This window comes from Streptomyces sp. RLB3-17, from assembly GCF_007113425.2.
Classification (GTDB): Bacteria; Actinomycetota; Actinomycetes; order Streptomycetales; family Streptomycetaceae; genus Streptomyces; species Streptomyces mirabilis_D.
In genome coordinates, this window is the sequence record NZ_CP041610.2 from 9,741,183 (window position 1) to 9,759,267 (window position 18,085).

An 18,085-nucleotide genomic window follows, 5' to 3' on the forward strand; every position below is an offset into this window, starting at 1 on the left:
GTGGGGTAAAGTTCTGTTCGCGCGATCACGCGGAACACCGCGGGTGAACGCACCGGGACGTGGCGCAGCTTGGTAGCGCACTTGACTGGGGGTCAAGGGGTCGCAGGTTCAAATCCTGTCGTCCCGACTTTTCGAAGTCGCAGGTCAGAGGCCGTTTCAGAGAGATCTGAAACGGCCTTTTGATCGTTCTTGGGGACCAGTTGGGGACCAGCCCACTGGCGCAGGCCGGAACCGAACGCGCTCGACGCGGTGAGGCAGGGCGATCGCAACAGCACGGTCCACCAGCCCGACACGCCCACCCCGCGATCACCGGCCGTTCGCGACCTTCTGCGGGTGCGGACCTTGGACGGGAGTTTCTGGACCGGCAAGGTGTCGAGGGACCGTGCCACGCTCCATCCGGGATTTGCGGACTTTGGCGAGAAACTTGCAGTGACTTGCATGATTCATTCTTTGCTTCGTCAGAATCTAGCGGAGTGGATGAGGGCTCTGCACGGTCGGGGCGCCGGTTTCCCGCACTCCTTGAAGGAGGATCACATGCTGACGACCCCCAGACCCGGGAACGGCATCCGTCGCGCCGGGCGCCGACTGGCGGTGGCCGCGGTCGGCGCGATGTGCGTGTCCGTCTTACCGGCCGCCGCCACACAGGGGGCGCCGCCGTCCAAGGCGCTCCGGGCCGGTCCGACGGCCCCCGCTCCCCGGCAGGCGCAGGCGGCAGCGAGCGCGGCGGTGGGTGCGACGACGCCGTTCTCGGTCTACGAGGCCGAGGCGGGAACACCGGGCGGGGGCGCGGCCGTCAGGTCGCTGACCTCGGCCCCGACGACGCAGTACTCGAGCGCCGCCCTGGAGGCTTCGGGCCATTCCTATGTCCACCTGGACGGCACGGGCCAGTCGGTGCGGTGGACGAACACCACCGGGCAGCCGATCTCCTTTCTCAACGTCCGTGCGAGCATCCCGGATTCGGCGTCCGGCGGTGGTGCCACCGGAACGCTGAACCTGTACGTCGACGGGGTGTTCCGGCAGGCGCTGAACCTCAACTCGCGGCAGAGCTGGGTGTACGAGGGCAACGGCAACTACAACACGAGCGACAACCAGAACCCGGCCGACGGCGACCCGAGGGTCTTCTGGGACGAGTCGCACACCTTCGTCACCGGGTCCCCGATCCCGGCGGGCGCCACGTTCTCGCTGCGGAAGGACTCCGACAACAGCGCGTCCTTCTACGACGTGGACTCCGTCGACGTGGAGAACCCACCGGCGCCGCTCACCCAGCCGGCGAACTCGATCTCGATCACGAGTTGCGGTGCGGTGGCGGACGACACCCCGACCAACGGCGCGGCCGACAGCCGGTTGGTGGACAGCCGGGCCGCCATCCAGAACTGCATCGACCAGGCCTCCTGCAACTGCCCGCCGGCTGGGGCGCCCGCACCCAGACCCTGACCCTCGGCGGCAGCACCGACGGCACCACCTTCACCACCCTGAAGTCCTCGGCCGTCCACACCTTCGACCCGAGCACCAGGAACACCGTCACGCTCACCTTCCCCGCCGCCACCCAGCGCTACTTCCGCGTCACCATCACCGCCAACAGCGGCTGGCCCGCGGGCCAGGTGTCCGAGTTCCAGATCTGGACCTCCTGACCCCACCCTCCCCATGGTGCCGCCGGACACCCCGTCCGGCGGCACCGCCGTGCGCGCGGCCCGGTGCTGGGCGCAGCCTCAGGACGGCACATTAGATCTTGCGGGCTGAATTTTTATTGTTGCAATGTTCTGTCTAGTTCTTGCGTGTCCATGTCGACGATATTACGGTCCCCCACGCGTCGTTACCGCCCCCTGCCTCCCCCCTCTCCCTTTGAGTCCCGTCCCTCCCTCCCCGGCGGCGTCAGCGGCACAGTTCCGGCATTTCGTGATGAAAGGAGTGTCAAGTGTTCCATTCCATCCGAGATCTGAGACGCGCCCTCGTCTGGGCGGTCAGCACCGCGATGCTGGCTGCGGTCGGCGTCGTCGCGCTGGCCGTCCAACCCGCCTGGGCGGCGTCCACCGCCACCGGCGGCAGCGGCGCGAGCCTGCCGTACGTCGAGGTGCAGGCGGAGAACTCCGCCACCAACGGCACGTCCATCGGACCGAGTTACACCCAGGGCCAGTTGGCCGACGAGGCGTCGTACCGCAAGGCGACGACGCTGCAGGGCACCGGCAAGTACGTCACGTTCACCACACCGGTGGCGACCAACTCGATCAACTTCCGGTACAGCATCCCCGACACCTCGAGCGGCTCGGTCTACACCGCCCCGCTGTCTCTGTACGTCAACGGCGTCAAGCAGCCGAACTTCACCCTGACCAACGCCTACAGCTGGTACTACGGCAGCTACCCCTTCACCAACTCGCCGGGCACCAACCCGCACCACTTCTACGACGAGGCCCACCGCCTGTTCTCCACTACCTATCCGGCGGGTACGACCTTCAAGTTGCAGGTCGACGCGGAGGACACCGCCTCCTCGTACACGATCGACTTCGCCGACTTCGAGCAGGTCGGCGCCGCCCTGACCGCACCCTCGGGGTCGGTGTCGGTGACCAGCAAGGGCGCAGACTCGACCGGTGTGGCCGACGCGACCAGCGCGTTCAACGCCGCGATCAGCGCGGCCGGCCCCGGCGGCACCGTGTGGATCCCGCCGGGCACCTACAACATCCCCGGCCACATCGGCGTCAACAACGTCACGATCGCCGGCGCCGGCATGTGGTACTCCACCGTCACCGGCACGGCACCCGGCTTCTACGGCAACTCCGCGCCCTCGGCCAGCACCAACGTGCGTCTCCAGAACTTCGCGATCTTCGGCAATGTGCAGGAACGCGACGACAGCGCCCAGGTCAACGGCATCGGCGGCGCGATGAGCGACTCGACCGTCTCCAACCTGTGGATCGACCACATGAAGGTCGGCGCCTGGATGGACGGGCCGATGGACGGGCTGACGTTCACCGGCATGCGCATCCGTGACACCACCGCGGACGGCATCAACTTCCACGGCGGCGTCACCAACTCCAAGGTGACCAACAGCGACATCCGCAACACCGGCGACGACGGCATCGCCACCTGGGCGGACTCCGGTATCGGCGCCGACGCCAACGACACGATCTCCAACAACACCGTGTCGCTGCAGATCCTCGCCAACGCCATCGCGATCTACGGCGGCCACGACAACACCGTCAGCGGCAACCGCGTGGTGGACACCGGCCTCGCCCAGGGCGGCGGCATCCACGTGGGGCAGCGCTTCACGTCCACGCCGGTCGGCACCACCACGATCTCCGACAACACCATGATCCGGGCCGGCAGCCTCGACCCCAACTGGCAGTTCGGCGTGGGCGCGTTGTGGTTCGACGGCAGCCAGGGCGCGATCACCGGCCCCATCAACGTGACCAACGCGCTGATCCAGCAGAGTCCGTACGAGGCCGTCCAGTGGGTCGAGGGAACCATCAGCGGGGTCAATCTCAACAACGTGACCATCGCCGGCACCGGAACCTTCGCCCTGCAGGAACAGACCGGCGGGGCCGCCAAGTTCACCAACGTCACGGCGACCGGCGTCGGTTACTCGTCCCCGGTGTACAACTGCTCGGGCGGCAACTTCGTCGTCACCGACGGCGGCGGCAACTCCGGCATCAGCGGCACGCCGTACTGCGGCGGTTGGCCCGCTCCGGTCTACCCGCCCTACCCGTCCGAAGGGGTGACGGCCACCCCCGGCGCGCTCAACTTCGGTTCGGTCGCGACCGGCTCGACGAGCGCCGCGCAGACCGTGACGGTCTCCAACCCGACCAACACCGCCGCGTCCGTCTCGTCGATCTCCACCAGCGGCGACTACTCCCAGACCAACACGTGCGGCTCGTCCATCGCGGCGAACGGCTCGTGCACCGTCAGCGTGAAGTTCGCGCCGACCGCGACCGGCGGCCGTAACGGATCCCTGACCGTCAACGCGGGCGGGACCACCAGCACGGTCAGCCTCTCCGGTACCGGCACCGCGCCCGGCCCGGTGCTGAACACCGACCCGGCGAGCCTGTCCTTCCCCGCCACGGTGGTCGGCTCGTCGGCCACCGCGCAGACGGTGACGGTGACGAACTCGGGCACCGCCTCGGCGTCCGTCTCGGGCGTCGCGGCGACCGGTGACTTCAGCCAGACCAACAACTGCTCCACCCTCGCGGTCGGCGCCTCCTGCACGGTGACCGTCGGCTTCAAGCCCACCACGGGCGGATCCCGTAGCGGGAACCTGACCGTCACCAGCAACGCCAACAACAGCCCGACCGTGGTCGCCCTGACCGGCAGCGGCATCGACAGCACCACCAATGTCGCCGCCGGGCGGCCGGCGTCGGCGAGTTCGAGCAGCAGCCCGTACGTCGCGTCGAACCTCACCGACCCGGACGCGTCGACGTACTGGGAGGGCACGAACGGTTCGTTCCCGCAGTGGGCCCAGGTCGACCTCGGCCAGAACTACGGCGTCGGCAAGGTCGTGCTCAAGCTCCCGCCGGCGACGGCGTGGTCGGCTCGTACGCAGACCCTGTCGGTGCAGGGCTCCACGGACGGTTCGAGCTTCTCGACGATCAAGGCATCGGCCGGGTACACCTTCGACCCGAACGCCAACAACAACACGGTGACCATCACGTTCAGCGCCGCCACGGCGAGATACGTACGGGTGAACATCTCCGCCAACACCGGCTGGAACGCGGCCCAGTTGTCGGACTTCGAGGTGTTCCCCAGCGACGGCGGCTCCTCGAACGCCACCTTGTCGACCAGCCCGACGTCGCTGTCGTATCCCACCCAGGCGCTCAACACCACCAGCGGTGCGCAGCCGGTCACGATCACCAACACCGGTACCGCGGCCGCGACCGTCTCCGGCATCACCGTCACGGGCGACTTCTCGCAGACCAACAACTGCGGGACGTCGATCGCGGCGAACGCCTCCTGCACGGTGAACGTCACGTTCAGGCCCACCGCGTCCGGCACCCGCACCGGCGATCTCAGCATCGCCAGCAACGCGTCGAACGGCACGACCACGGTCGCGCTGACCGGCACCGGAGCCGGCACGGTGAGCAGGAACCTGGCAGCGGGCGCGGCCACCACCGAGTCCAGCCACACCGACGTGTACCCGTCGTCCAACGTGACCGACGGCAACCAGGGCACCTACTGGGAGAGCGCCAACAACGCCTTCCCCCAGTGGGTCCAGGTGGACCTCGGCTCCGCGCAGAGTGCGAGCAGCGTCGTCCTCCAGCTCCCCGCGGGCTGGGGCGCCCGCAACCAGACGCTGTCCCTGTCGGGCAGCACCGACGGCTCCTCCTTCACCACGATCAAGCCGTCGGCCACGTACACCTTCGACCCCACCACCAACAACACGGTGACCATCGCGTTCACCGCGACCACCCAGCGGTACGTCCGGGTGAACATCACGGCGAACAACGGCTGGCCGGCCGGTCAGATCTCCGAGTTCCAGGTCTGGAACACCTGACCTGACCCGATGGTGCCGCCGAGCGCGGGCGCGCTCGGCGGCACCGACCACCGAAAGGAGTCGAGATGGGTGTCACACGCAGAGTCTTCTTGAGGGCCGCGATCGCGGCCACCGCGGTGGGAACCGTGGGAGCGACCGGGACCGTACTCGCCCCGACCGCTTCAGCGGCGAGCTCGCCGGGTGACGTGGTCGGCAGGATCAGCGTCGGCTACCAGGGCTGGTTCGCCTGCGTCGGCGACGGCGCGCCCATCAACGGCTGGTGGCACTGGAGCCAGGACTGGGGACGGTCGCCGTCCCCGAACAACACCAACATCACATGCTGGCCCGATGTGCGTGAGTACACCAACACGTACCAGACGTCGTACGCCGCCCTCGGCAACGGCCGGCCCGCCACGTTGTTCTCCTCGTACGACCAGCAGACGGTGAACACCCACTTCCTGTGGATGCAGCAGAACAGCATCGACACGGCAGCCCTGCAACGCTTCAACCCCACCGGCGGCGAGGGGCCCACCCGCGACGCCATGGCGACCAAGGTGCGCAGCGCCGCCGAGTCGTACGGCCGGAAGTTCTACATCATGTACGACGTCTCCAACTGGACGAACATGCAGTCCGAGATCAAGACGGACTGGACGACCAAGATGTCCGCGCACACCGCGTCCTCGGCGTACGCGAAGCAGAACGGCAGGCCGGTCGTCTGCATCTGGGGCTTCGGCTTCAACGACCCCAACCACCCCTTCACCGCCGACGCCTGCCTCGACGTCGTCAACTGGTTCAAGGGTCAGGGCTGTTACGTCATCGGCGGCGTCCCGCGTGAATGGCGGACGGGCACCGGGGGCTCACGGCCCGGCTTTCTGGGCGTCTACCACGCCTTCAACATGATCTCGCCGTGGATGGTCGGTGCCATCGGGAATGTGACCGAGGCCGACAACGCCTACACCACGTACACCGTCGGCGACCAGGCCGACTGCAACGCCAACGGCATCGACTACCAGCCCTGCGTCCTGCCCGGCGACGTCTCAGGACGCCAGCGCGCGCACGGCGACTTCATGTGGCGGCAGTTCTACAACATGGTGCGGGCCGGGGTGCAGGGCATCTACATCTCGATGTTCGACGAGTACAACGAGGGCAACCAGATCGCCAAGACCGCCGAGACCCAGGACTGGGTGCCCACCAACTCCGGATTCCTCGCCCTCGACGAGGACGGCACCGCCTGCTCCGCCGACTACTACCTGCGCCTGACCGGCGACGGCGGCCGCATGCTCAAGGGCCAGATCGCGCTGACCGCAACGCGCCCCACCCAGCCGACCGTCACCGCCGGCGGTGACACCACACCGCCCGCCGCGCCGGGTGCCCTGACCGTCACCGGGCACACCGGCGACTCCGTCTCGCTGGCCTGGAACCCGTCGACCGACAACGTCGGCGTGACCGGTTACCGCGTCCTGCGGGTGTCCGGCTCGACCAGCACACAGGTGGGCACCACCAGCGCCGCCTCCTTCACCGTCACCGGGCTCGGCGCGTCCACCGCGTACACCTTCGACGTCGTCGCCCTCGACGCGGCGGGAAACGTGTCGCAGCCCTCCAACCAGGTCACCGTCACCACCGACCCCCCTTCCGGCACCACCAACCTCGCCCTCCACCGCCCCACTTCGGAGAGCAGCCACACCCAGATCTACGCCTCGGGCAACGCGACCGACGGCGACACCAACACCTACTGGGAGTCCGCCAACAACGCCTTCCCCCAGTGGGTCCAGGTCGATCTGGGCGCCGCCACAGGCATCAAACGGATCGTCCTCAACCTCCCCCCGGCGACCGCCTGGGCCACCCGTACCCAGACCATCTCCGTCCAGGGCAGCACCGACGGCAGCACCTTCACCCAGCTGCTCGCCTCCGCGGGCTACACCTTCGACCCGGTGACCGGCAACACCGCGACCCTCACGCTCCCCTCCACCGTCACCACCCGCCACGTGCGACTCACCTTCACCGCCAACAACGGCTGGCCGGCCGGGCAGGTCTCGGAGTTCCAGGTCTTCGGCGTCTGATGAACACAGGGCACGGCTTCGAACTCCGGGCCACCGGGCGCGTACCAGTCCCTCGCGGCCGGACGTTTCGAGCGTCGTCGAAAGCAGTTCCGCCCCCGGGCGTCGACCCGGCAGGGTGGGCTCGGGCGTGACCGGGTGGGCCGCACGGCCCGGCCCGGGAACTCGCCCGGACTCCACCACGGGGAAGGACCGTATGACCATGAGGATGAGGACCAAGGCGTTCGCCACGGCGGGGGTCGGCGCGCTGGCCACCGGACTGCTGCTGACCGGCGCGGCCGGGGCGCAGGCCGCGGCGGCGGGACTGCCGTACGCCGTCACGCCGTATGTGAACGTCAACGTCCGCTCCGGGCCCTCGACCACCACCGACATCACCGGGCACGTCGCCGCCGGGCAGCCGCGCGGCGCCTCCTGCTGGACCCACGGCGAGACCATCCGCGACAACGGCTACGTCAACGACGTCTGGGTGCGACTGGCCGAAGGCTATGTGAGCGCCGTCTACCTCAAGGGCGACCAGTACGGCGGCCTTCCGGCCTCCGCCACCTGCTGACCGACCCGGACGCGGTGCCCGACCCCGACCCGGGGTCGGGCACCGCGTCGCGTTCAGGTACACCGCCGACCGCTCGAGGTGCCGAAGGATCTCCCACCGGGTAGAGATCGTGTGGGGCCTCGGGTATGGAGTCGCGGATCAGCATGATGGTGGGATGCCACAGGGCGCGGGCCCTGCGAGCGGAGGCGTCGGCGTGCGGGAGCACGGCGCCGCCGGTCTCCCGGTTCCCGGCCGCAGTGCCGAACCGGACGCTCGTCCCCGTCGATTTCGGCGGCTGCCGTGGCACGTGTCATGTCCCCGACCACCTGCGTCCGCAGGGCCGTCACTCCGGTCCCCGTGCGCCACCTTCGTCGCGTGCCGACTGTATCCTGCGCCACACGACCCGGAGTGCCCCATGAACACACCCTCACTCGCGGTGCGCGATCGCATCCTGACCCTGCCGCCCACGGAACTTCCCGCTTATGTGTACGACTTGGCGGCACTGCGCGCACACGCCGCGTCGGTGCGGGCCGCGCTGCCCGAGCGTGTCGAGCTGTACTACGCGACCCAGGCCAATCAGGAGCCGAAGATCCTGACCGCGCTCGCCCCGTACGTCGACGGCTACAAGGTCTCCACCGACAGCGAACTGGACCACGTCACCCGGGCGGCGCCGGACCACCCTCTGGCCTTCGGCGGCCGGGACAAGACCCCGACGGAGCTCCTGGACGCGCTGGAGCGGGGCGTGACACGCTTCCTCGTGGAGAGCGAGTACGAGCTGTACATGCTGGCAGGGCTGGCCCAGCGGCACGCTCCGGACGGCCGGGTGGCGGTCCTGCCGCGCTTCGACCTCCCGGTGGCCGACCGCCTGCTCACCGACGGCGGCCGTGGCCGCAGGACCTCCGGCCTCGACCCGGCGCAGGCGGACACGATCGTCGGCCTGCTCACCGACGGCAGCTACCCGAACCTCGAACTGTGCGGCGTCTACGCCCACTTGGCCAACGGCCTGCACGCCACCGAACACCTCGCGGTGGCCGAGAGCGTCGTCGCCTGGACGGCGGAACTCGCCGCGCGCCACGGCCTGCGCCTCACCGAGGTGAACGTCGGGGGCGGCATGGCGGTGGACTACGAGCACCCCGAACGCCGTTTCGACTGGCAGTCGTACGGCGAGGGACTCGCCCGACTCGTCGCCGCGCACCCGGAACTGACCCTGAGCATCGAGCCCGGTCGCGCGCTGACCGCTTACTGCGGCTGGTACGCGAGCGAGGTGCTGGACGTCGAGCACGGCGCGAGCGAGGACTTCGCCGTCGTCCGCGGTGGCGGGGTGAACCTGCGCACCTCGGAGTCCAGGAGGCCCGACCAGCCGTGGCCCGACCAGCCCTGGTCCGTACTCGAGGTGGACGTGTGGCCCTACTCCTGGCCGCGGCCCGTGGTGCGCCGCGAACGGGTCACGCTCACCGGCCAGTTGAGCACCTCCAGGGACATCCTGGTCCGGGACGTGCGGGCGCCCGGGCTGCGGGCCGGCGACCGTGTGGTGTTCTCCCTCGCGGGTGCCTACACCTCGTCCGTGCCCCACCGGGCGTTCGCCAGGTTTCCCGAGCCCGGCTTCCACTTCGTGGACCCGGGCACCGACGGCGACCAGTCCCGATAGCACCACGAGGAGCGGCATGACAGACGAACCGAACCGTTCGACGGCGACCGATGCCACGACCGATGCCACGACCGACTTCGCGCACGGCATCACCGACGCCGTCGTCGACAGCCTGCGGGGCACGGCCGATCCGCGGCTGCGAGAACTGCTCACCGCGCTCACCCGTCATCTGCACGACTTCGTGCGCGAGACGGAGCCGACGATGGCGGAATGGGAACGCGCGATCGGATTCCTGACCGCGACCGGGCAACAGTGCACCGACACCCGTCAGGAGTTCATCCTGCTGTCGGACGTGCTCGGCGTCTCCATGCTCGTGGAGACGCTGGGCGGCCACCGCGACCCGGGTGCCACCGAGTCGACGGTCCTCGGCCCGTTCCACCTGACCAGATCGCCCATCCGCGCACTCGGCGCGAACATCGACCTGGTGAGCAGGGGCGAGCCGTGCGTGGTCAGCGGCCGGGTACTGGGCAAGGGCGGCACCCCGCTGCCGGGCGCGGTCCTCGACGTGTGGCAGGCCGACTCCGAGGGCTACTACGACGTACAGCAGCCGGACGTCCAGCCGGCCGGCAACGGGCGGGGACTGTTCACGGCCGACGCCGAGGGCCGCTTCTGGTTCCGCACCTGCGTACCGAGCCCGTACCCGATCCCCACCGACGGCCCGGTCGGCGAACTGCTGCGCGCCACGGCCCGGCACCCCTACCGCCCCGCCCACATCCACTTCATCGCCTCGGCCGAGGGCCACGCCCCGGTCACCACACACATCTTCGTCGCGGGCAGCGACTACCTGGACTCCGACGCGGTGTTCGCGGTCAAGAAGACCCTGGTACAGGACTTCACGGAGACCGACGACCCGTCCCTGGCACGGGAGTTCGGCGTCCCGAACCCGTTCCGCCACGCCCGCTTCGACCTCGTACTCGAACCGGAATGAGCACCATGACCGACAGGAACACCCCGCTCGACTTCTCGTACGAGACCCAGCCCGCGCGGATCGTCTTCCGGCCCGGCGCCGCCGTCTCCGCGACCCCCGACGAGGCCGCCAGGCTCGGGCTGCGCAGGGTGCTGGTGGTCTGCGGCAGCAGGGGGGAGGGCACGGCACGCGCGGTCGCGGACGCCCTGGGCGGGGCCTGCGCGGGGCTGTACGCCGGGGCCCGGATGCACGTACCCGTCGAGGTCGCCGACCGGGCCGTCGAGGCGGCGCGCGCGGCCGGCGCCGACGGGTGTGTCGCGGTCGGCGGCGGCTCGGCGATCGGCCTGGGCAAGGCGATCGCGCTGCGCACCGGCCTGCCCCTGATCGCCGTGCCCTCCACCTACTCCGGATCCGAGATGACCCCGGTCTGGGGACTCACCGAGCACGGCGCCAAGCGCACCGGACGCGACCCCGCCGTCCAGCCCCGCAGCGTCGTCTACGACCCCGAACTCACCCTCTCGCTCCCCGTCCCCCTCACCGTCACCAGCGGCGTCAACGCGCTCGCCCACGCCGTCGAGGCCCTCTACGCGCCCGACGCCTCGCCCCTCGTCTCGCTCATGGCCGAGGAGGGCGTACGGGCGATGACGCAGGCCCTGCCGCTGGTGGCCGCCGCCCCCGACGACCTCGACGCGCGCGGCCGGGCCCTCTACGGCGCCTGGCTCTGCGGCGCCTGTCTCGGCGCCACCACCATGGGCCTGCACCACAAGCTGTGCCACGTCCTCGGCGGGACCTTCGGCCTGCCGCACGCCGAGACGCACACGGTGGTCCTCCCGTACGCCCTCGCCTACAACGCCCCCGCCGCGCCCCGGGCCGTCACGGCGCTCTCGCGCGCCCTGGGCGGCGCCGACGACGTCCCCCATGCCCTGTGGGCCCTGGCCGGAAGCCTCGGCGCCCCCCGGGGCCTCGCCGAACTCGGCCTCAAGGAGACCGACCTGGCGGTGGCCGCCGAGCAGGCCGCCGGGCAGCCGTATCCGAACCCGCGCGAGGTCACCGTGGACGGTGTACTGGCCCTGCTGACTGCGGCGTACCAGGGCCGGGAACCGAGCGTCGACGCGTAGCCACGGGCCGTACGGCCCGCGCGGACCCCCTCCCCCTGGGGCAGACCACGCCCGCCGGGCTATCCTGAGCGCCGAACCGGACACGGGGTGCCCCGCACGAGGGCTGAGATCACACCCGTCGAACCTGAACCAGTTAGGACTGGCGGAGGGATGTCTCATGTCGTTGCCGTATGCCCGTAACGCTCGCGGTGAGGTGGCCGTCGGAGGCCCGCAGGGCGTATTCGACGGGCGGATGCCCACCGCCCCGGGGGACCTGCACGTCGAGGCGCGCGGAATCGCCCCGGTCCCGGAGGACCACCGCTACGGCGGCCCCGGCCGCCTGTTCACCGTGTGGTTCGCCCCCAACCTGACCATGACCGGCGTGTTCACCGGCACCGTCGGCATCGCGCTCGGCCTGGACTTCTCCACCGCGCTCGTCGCCGTCGTGCTGGGCACCCTCCTGGGGGCGGTACCGACCGCGTACCTCGGCACCTGGGGGAGCCAGACCGGCGCCGGACAACTGCCGCTCGCCCGCCTCGCGTTCGGCCGGGCGGTGGTCGTCCCCGGTGCCCTGCAGTGGCTGTCGTCCATCGCCTGGGACGCGCTGATCGGCCTCTTCGGCGGAGACGCGCTGGCCCAGCTGTGCGGCTGGCCGTTCTGGCTGGGCGTGCTCGTCATGATGGCGGCGCAGGGGGCGCTCGGCGTCCTCGGCTACGAGGTGATCCACCGGCTCCAGACCGTGATGACCTTCGCTCTCGCCGCCGCGTTCGTGGCCCTGACCGTGAAGCTCCTGAGCGGCGCCCACACCACCCCCGCCGCCACCGCGCACGGCGCCGACCGGGCCGGGGCCTTCGTCCTGACCTGCACGATCGCGCTCAGCCTCGCGCTGTCATGGGCGCCGTACGCGAGCGACTTCAGCCGCTATCTGCCGCGTACGGCGTCCCGCCCGCGCATGTTCTGGTACACCCTGGCCGGCATCGGCGTGTCCTTCGTGGCCGTCCAGGCCCTCGGACTGTGGGGCGCGGCCGTCTTCACCGACCAGACCGCCCGCGGCGTCGACACCCTGCTCGGCGGCGGCGCCCTCGGCGCGTTCGGCCTGCTCGCCGTGGCGCTCGCCGCGCTGAGCAGCAACGCCATGAACGACTACAGCGGCTCGCTCGCCCTGCAGACCATGGGCGTACGGCTGCCGCGCCCGGCCGCCGCCGCGCTGGCCGCCCTCCTCGGCTTCCCGCTCGTGCTGTGGATGCACGCCGCCGACACCACGGCCCGCTTCCAGAACGTCCTGCTGTTCGTCGGCTACTGGATTCCCGGGTTCGTCGCGATCGTCGCCGTCGACTGGCTCGCCCGGGCCAGGGCCCGCGGCGGCGCACCCGTCGACCTGGCCGCCGAGAGCGCCCGCCCGCGTCCGTGGTGGCCCGCGCTCGTGGCGTTCGCCGCCGCGTTCGCCGCCGCGGTGCCGTTCATGAGCACCAGCCTGTACGTCGGCCCGGTCGCGCACGCCCTGCACGGCGCCGACACCGCCTACGGCGTGGCGTTCCTCGCGGCCCTGCTGGTCTACGCCCCGCTGCGCCTGCGCCGCTGACCCCGCCCCCCTCTCACCCCCTTCGTACGGAGTGACACCCACCATGTCCGCGAACACGCCGACCACCCCGCCCCGTGTCCTGACCATCGCCGGATCGGACTCCGGGGGCGGCGCCGGCATCCAGGCCGACCTGAAGACCATGCTCGCGCTGGGCGCGCACGGGATGAGCGTGCTCACCGCCGTCACCGCGCAGAACTCCCTCGGCGTGCAGGGAGCCTGGGAGCTTCCCGCCGAGGCGGTGCGCGCGCAGTACCGCAGTGTCGTGGACGACATCGGTGTGCAGGCCGTGAAGACCGGCATGCTCGCCTCGCCCCTGCTCGTCGAGACCGTCGCCGAACTGCTCTCGGACGTCGGCGCGCCCGTGGTGGTGGACCCGGTGAGCGTCTCCAAGCACGGCGACCGGCTGCTGGCGGACGACGCGCTGGACGCCGTACGGACCGCCCTGCTGCCGCTCGCGACGGTCGCCACCCCGAATCTCGACGAGACCGCCGAGCTGACCGGGATCAAGGCCACCGGCGAGCGTGACATGTGCCGGGCCGCGGAACAGTTGCTGTCGTACGGGCCCCGCTGGGTCCTGGTGAAGGGCGGCCACCTGCCCGGCGAGGCCGTCGACCTGCTGACCGACGGCACCGAACAACACTGGTTCCGGGCCCCGCGCCACGACAACCGCCATACGCACGGCACCGGTTGCACCCTGGCCTCGGCCATCGCGGTGGGGCTGGCGCAGGGGCGGGCGGTGCCGGAGGCGGTGCGGCTGGCGAAGGAGTACGTCACCGGCGCGATCGCCGCGGGATTCGCCCTGGGCGCGGGCCTCGGACCGGTCGACCACGGCTGGCGGACGCGCGCCTGAAGGTCCGACGTCAGCCGGTCGGCGTAATCGTTGTCCTCAGGAATTCCGCCAGAGCCGTGGTGGGTCGGCCGAGCAGGCGGCCCAGCGTGGGGTCGACCGGCGTGAACTGTCCCTGCCGGCTCGCGGCGAACAGGCCGAGGAGCAGGTCGGCGCCGGCCGCGGGCAGACCGCGGGCGAGCAGGCTCGCGCGGTAGTCGGCGTCGGAGACGACCACCCGGCGGACTTCGCGGCCCGTGAGCCGCGTGGCGATCGCCGCGATGTCGGCCAGGTCGAGCGCCTCGGGGCCGGTGAGCGCCGGTGTCGTCCCGTCGAGGCCCTCGCCGGTGAGCGCGAGCGCCGCCGCCTCGGCGAGGTCGGCGTGGGCCGTCCAGGCGACCGGTCCGTCCTCCGGCGCGGCCAGTTCGCCCGTCTCGAGCGCGTGGCCCAGCAGCATCGCGGCTGAGGAGGCGTAGAAGCCGTTGCGCAGTGAGGTGAAGGGGACCCCGGACTCCCGGAGCGCCGCCTCGGTCGCGGCGTGGTCGCGCATCGGAGCGAAGGGAGAGGACGGGTTCGAGCCCATGTGGCTGGTGTAGAGGATGCGCTCGGCTCCGGCTGCCGCCGCGGCCTCGACGGCGGTGCGGTGATGGTGCACGGCGTCCGCGCCGGTGCTGTCCGTCGACACGACGAGGACCTGCCGGGCGCCCTCGAAGGCGTCCGCGAGGCTCGCGGGGTCACCGAAGTCGCCCCGGCGGACGCGCACGCCCCGGTCTTCGAGCTCTCGTGCCTTCTCCGGGTCGCGCACACTGACGCCGATCCGCTGGGAGGGGACGCGCTCCAGCAGCCGCTCGGTGATCAGCCGGCCGAGTCCGCCGTTGGCTCCGGTGATGATGATCATGACAACCTCTTCCTGTTTCCATCGATAACGCAATGACGGTATCACTGGAAATTCTCGGCGGTAACAGAATTCTGTTATCGTCGGAATCATGGAGAGCGAGGACGTCACCGCGGCGGACGGGCACCGTGAACGCATCGTCGCGGCCGCCGCCCGGCTGCTGGCCGAAGGCGGGCCGGACGCGGTCTCGACCCGGGCGGTGAGCGCCGCGGCGGGCGTGCAGCCGCCGACCATCTACCGGCTCTTCGGCGACAAAGAGGGCCTGCTCGACGCGGTCGTCGCCGACGGCTTCACCGCGTACCTGACCAGCAAGACCGCCCGGAAGCCCACCGATGACCCGGTCGAGGACCTTCGAGCCGGCTGGGATCTGCACGTAGGCCTCGGCCTGGCCAACCCGGCGCTGTACACCCTGATGTACGGCCGGTACCGCCCCGGTGCGCCCTCGCCCGCGGCGCTCGCCGCCTTCGAGGTCCTCGCCGAGCACATCCGGCGCATCGCCGAGGCGGGTCGGCTGCGCGTCCCCGAGGACCGCGCCGCGGACCTCGTCCACGCGGCCGGCTGCGGTACGACGCTCACGCTCATCGCCACCCCCGAGGACCGCCGGGACCCGGAGCTGTCCCGCACCGCCCGCGAGGCGGTCGTCGCGGCGATCGCCACGGAGGCCCCTGTCGCGCCCGCACCCGGGCCCGTGGTGGCCGCCGTCACCCTCCGGGCCGTACTCCCGCAGACCGACGCCCTGACGGCGCCGGAACGCGGCCTCATGGAGGAATGGCTCAACCGAATCGCCGATGCGGGCTGAGGGTGGCTCGGCTGGGTGGGGTCGGCCGCTTCCCCCGTGCCTACGTGGAATCGGGTACGACGGCCCACCGCATCCGAGTACGCGTACTCATGGTCGATTTCCTTGTCTCGCGCAGGCTGGTCCCACAAGCCGTCCAGGGGGAGCCATCGTGCGTATGACAAGCCGAGTTCACCGACCGTCGTCCGTGATCAGCGGGGGCCCGGCGCGGTCCGCCCTGGGCCTCGCGCTGGCCTGCGTGACCCTCGCGATGCTGACCGGCTGCTCCACCGAGGACGCGAGCTGCGGCGGTGGCGAGTACCCGGTCATGACGGTGGGCGGCACCGGCAGCGCCTGCGTGTCCAACGGCGACGAGCCGCCGAAGGGATACGTCCGCTATCCCGAAGGGAAGGTCCCGCGGCACGTCGGCGACAAGTGGGACACCTACTGGAGCACCCACACCATCGACGAGAACGGCAAGATCATCAAGGCTCCCGACGCCGGGATGTGACCGTCGGCGGCGCGAGTGACGAGTGGCCGTGCGCTGGAAATCGAACACGTGCTTGAATTCGGGTATGACGTACCCACACTTCCAGGGCCGGGATGCAGGCCGGGACCGGAGAGGCGAGGCTGGATCCATGTCCGAACCGTTGCCTGTCATCGTGGCTCCGCCGAGTGACACCGGTGGCCGCCGAGTCCGAGTGCACGGCGAGAACCTCGGGTTGGCCTACAACCTGGAGGACCTGTCCGAATTCCTGCGACGCGCGGGTCTCGACGTGGACCCCGTGAACGCGGCGGTGTCCCCCCTCATCGACTGGCGCGGTGTGGGCCCGGAGTACTGGGGGCCCGAGACCCGCGGATGAGGGTGCCCCCGCGGCCGTCCCCTGTGGCCGCGCCGCGCGGACGGCCGCTCGTACCACCGTCGTGCGTCCGTCCGACGGCGCTCGGGGGTGCCGTTGATCGTGTGCTTCGTAGTGCCGATCGGTGACCGGTACAACGGCGGCGTGACCGATCCGTTCGCGCCACCCCCGGAGACGGGGTCCACCACCGTCACGTCGGAGCGGCAGCGGTGGACCAGGGAGTCGGCCGGGGGCCTTTTCGCGGCCACCGCCGCCTTCGTGGTCGTGCAGGTCCTGGTCTTCGAACCCGTCAGCCGGTTGCTTCCCGAGTGCGCGCACCGTGTCACCACCCTGGCGGGAATCCTGGTCGCGACGCTCGCCCACTCACTCGCCACCCGGTGGCTCAAACGCCTGCCCTCGTCGGCTCCGCCGAAGTGACGTCCGGGGCGTAGCCGTATCCTCGCGCGTCCCACGTCCCGGCTGCCGGGTGGGGAGCCGTCGCCCAACTCCGCCTCCGTGTCCGTTGGTTGGCCCTTCTTCATTCATCACTCAGACACCCCCTGACGCTTGCGTTGTCGACGGGAGGGGGAATGGTGATCTGGGCATGCCAACTCGACCGGGTGTGCCCGGCCCACCCCCACATCGCGGTCGATCAGGAGGACGCAGTGAAGAGAAGCTCGCGCATCCGCAAGGTCTCGCTCATCCTCGGCAGTGCGGTCGCCCTGGTCGTCGCCTTCCCCGGCAGCGCCCTCGCCGCCCCGCCCCAGGCCCTGCCCGCCAACGCGGACGGACTGGAGCAGACGTTCCAGCCGGCCTTCGACTACGACACGGACGGCTGCTACCCCACCCCCGCCATCGGCCCCGACGGGACGATCAACCCGGGCCTGAACCCGTCCGGCGCCCTCAACGGCCAGTGCCACGACGCCTCGGACCTCGACAACACCAACGGCTACTCGCGCGAGAAGTGCAACAACGGCTGGTGCGCCATCATGTACGGCCTCTACTTCGAGAAGGACCAGGCCGTGCTCGGCAGCGGCCTCGGCGGGCACCGCAACGACTGGGAACACGTCGTGGTGTGGGTGCAGAACAACGAGGCCCAGTACGTCTCCACCTCCGCCCACGGCAACTTCAACATCTACGGTCGTGACCAGATCCGTTGGGACGGGACGCACCCCAAGGTCGTCTATCACAAGGACGGTCTGAGCACCCACTGCTTCCGTCCCGCGAACTCGAACGACGAACCGCCGGAGAACCACTACCACGCCTGGCAGTTCCCCGACCTGGTCGGCTGGAACGGCTACCCCGCCGGTCTGCGCGACAAGTTGAGCGCCTACAACTTCGGCAGTGCCGTCTTCGGCCTCAAGGACGGCAACTTCAACTACCACCTGGAGAAGGCGAAGCCGGCCGGCATCCCGTTCGACCCCAATGCGTGATGCTCCGTCAAATGACACGACACGCGGGTGAGTTGGTGGCGA

16 protein-coding genes, 1 tRNA gene and 1 riboswitch are annotated in these 18,085 nt (G+C 70.5%); of the genes, 16 read left to right on the forward strand and 1 reads right to left on the reverse strand.

All coding sequences use genetic code 11. The features are described 5' to 3' along the window. Nucleotides 1-53: 53 nt before the first annotated feature. The 11 genes from FNV62_RS43805 (at nt 54) to thiD (ending at nt 14,125) form a co-directional block, all read left to right on the forward strand. A tRNA-Pro gene (locus FNV62_RS43805) sits at nt 54-127 on the forward strand. Between the two features lie 407 nt (nt 128-534). Then, entirely contained in the window at nt 535-1,434 is a 900-nt protein-coding gene (locus FNV62_RS54785; RefSeq protein ID WP_225900600.1) for a hypothetical protein, read from the forward strand. Beyond that, on the forward strand, nt 1,431-1,631 hold the full coding sequence (locus FNV62_RS54790; protein WP_263986831.1) for a discoidin domain-containing protein: 201 nt from the start codon (nt 1,431-1,433) through the stop codon (nt 1,629-1,631). Before FNV62_RS54785 ends, FNV62_RS54790 begins: the two co-directional genes overlap by 4 nt. 284 nt (nt 1,632-1,915) lie before the next feature. After that, nucleotides 1,916-5,476 carry a choice-of-anchor D domain-containing protein gene (locus FNV62_RS43815; RefSeq protein ID WP_144316092.1) on the forward strand — a complete coding sequence of 1,187 codons (3,561 nt, stop codon included), beginning with the start codon at nt 1,916-1,918 and terminating at the stop codon, nt 5,474-5,476. A 65-nt stretch (nt 5,477-5,541) separates the two neighbouring features. Continuing rightward, complete coding sequence (locus tag FNV62_RS43820; RefSeq protein ID WP_144316093.1) at nt 5,542-7,515, forward strand: discoidin domain-containing protein; 1,974 nt, start codon at nt 5,542-5,544, stop codon at nt 7,513-7,515. Between the two features lie 199 nt (nt 7,516-7,714). Next, nucleotides 7,715-8,062, forward strand: coding sequence for an SH3 domain-containing protein (locus tag FNV62_RS43825; protein WP_225900601.1), 348 nt, complete (start codon nt 7,715-7,717; stop codon nt 8,060-8,062). 394 nt (nt 8,063-8,456) lie between these two features. Further along, nucleotides 8,457-9,689: an alanine racemase gene (locus FNV62_RS43830; RefSeq protein WP_144316094.1), complete on the forward strand. Its 1,233-nt coding sequence runs from the start codon at nt 8,457-8,459 to the stop codon at nt 9,687-9,689. 16 nt (nt 9,690-9,705) lie between these two features. Then, nucleotides 9,706-10,617, forward strand: coding sequence for an intradiol ring-cleavage dioxygenase (locus FNV62_RS43835; RefSeq protein WP_144316095.1), 912 nt, complete (start codon nt 9,706-9,708; stop codon nt 10,615-10,617). A 5-nt stretch (nt 10,618-10,622) separates the two neighbouring features. Continuing rightward, complete coding sequence (locus tag FNV62_RS43840; RefSeq protein WP_143603824.1) at nt 10,623-11,714, forward strand: maleylacetate reductase; 1,092 nt, start codon at nt 10,623-10,625, stop codon at nt 11,712-11,714. Nucleotides 11,715-11,787: 73 nt separating this feature from the next. Further along, nucleotides 11,788-11,882, forward strand: a riboswitch (TPP riboswitch). Then, nucleotides 11,872-13,275 carry a purine-cytosine permease family protein gene (locus FNV62_RS43845; RefSeq protein ID WP_097287343.1) on the forward strand — a complete coding sequence of 468 codons (1,404 nt, stop codon included), beginning with the start codon at nt 11,872-11,874 and terminating at the stop codon, nt 13,273-13,275. (Overlaps the previous riboswitch by 11 nt.) A gap of 43 nt (nt 13,276-13,318) precedes the next feature. Next, nucleotides 13,319-14,125, forward strand: coding sequence for a bifunctional hydroxymethylpyrimidine kinase/phosphomethylpyrimidine kinase (gene thiD / locus FNV62_RS43850; protein WP_060894459.1), 807 nt, complete (start codon nt 13,319-13,321; stop codon nt 14,123-14,125). 10 nt (nt 14,126-14,135) lie between these two features. Here thiD and FNV62_RS43855 read toward each other — a convergent pair whose 3' ends face one another. Then, on the reverse strand, nt 14,136-14,999 hold the full coding sequence (locus tag FNV62_RS43855) for an NAD(P)H-binding protein (RefSeq protein ID WP_144316096.1): 864 nt from the start codon (nt 14,997-14,999) through the stop codon (nt 14,136-14,138). An 88-nt stretch (nt 15,000-15,087) separates the two neighbouring features. Between FNV62_RS43855 and FNV62_RS43860 the strand changes: the two genes are divergently transcribed. The 5 genes from FNV62_RS43860 (at nt 15,088) to FNV62_RS43880 (ending at nt 18,043) form a co-directional block, all read left to right on the forward strand. Next, the gene (locus tag FNV62_RS43860; RefSeq protein WP_097287345.1) at nt 15,088-15,795 is read left to right on the forward strand and encodes a TetR/AcrR family transcriptional regulator; all 708 of its coding nucleotides are present in this window, start codon (nt 15,088-15,090) and stop codon (nt 15,793-15,795) included. Between the two features lie 154 nt (nt 15,796-15,949). Continuing rightward, a complete protein-coding gene (locus FNV62_RS43865) occupies nt 15,950-16,282 on the forward strand; it encodes an SCO0607 family lipoprotein (protein WP_097287346.1) in 333 nt (110 codons plus the stop codon). Between the two features lie 127 nt (nt 16,283-16,409). After that, nucleotides 16,410-16,634 (forward strand): hypothetical protein, encoded by a 225-nt coding sequence (locus FNV62_RS43870; RefSeq protein ID WP_054232660.1) that lies wholly within the window; start codon nt 16,410-16,412, stop codon nt 16,632-16,634. Between the two features lie 141 nt (nt 16,635-16,775). Further along, nucleotides 16,776-17,048 carry a hypothetical protein gene (locus tag FNV62_RS43875; RefSeq protein WP_144316097.1) on the forward strand — a complete coding sequence of 91 codons (273 nt, stop codon included), beginning with the start codon at nt 16,776-16,778 and terminating at the stop codon, nt 17,046-17,048. Between the two features lie 227 nt (nt 17,049-17,275). Next, nucleotides 17,276-18,043 carry an NPP1 family protein gene (locus FNV62_RS43880; protein ID WP_054232780.1) on the forward strand — a complete coding sequence of 256 codons (768 nt, stop codon included), beginning with the start codon at nt 17,276-17,278 and terminating at the stop codon, nt 18,041-18,043. Nucleotides 18,044-18,085: the final 42 nt, after the last annotated feature.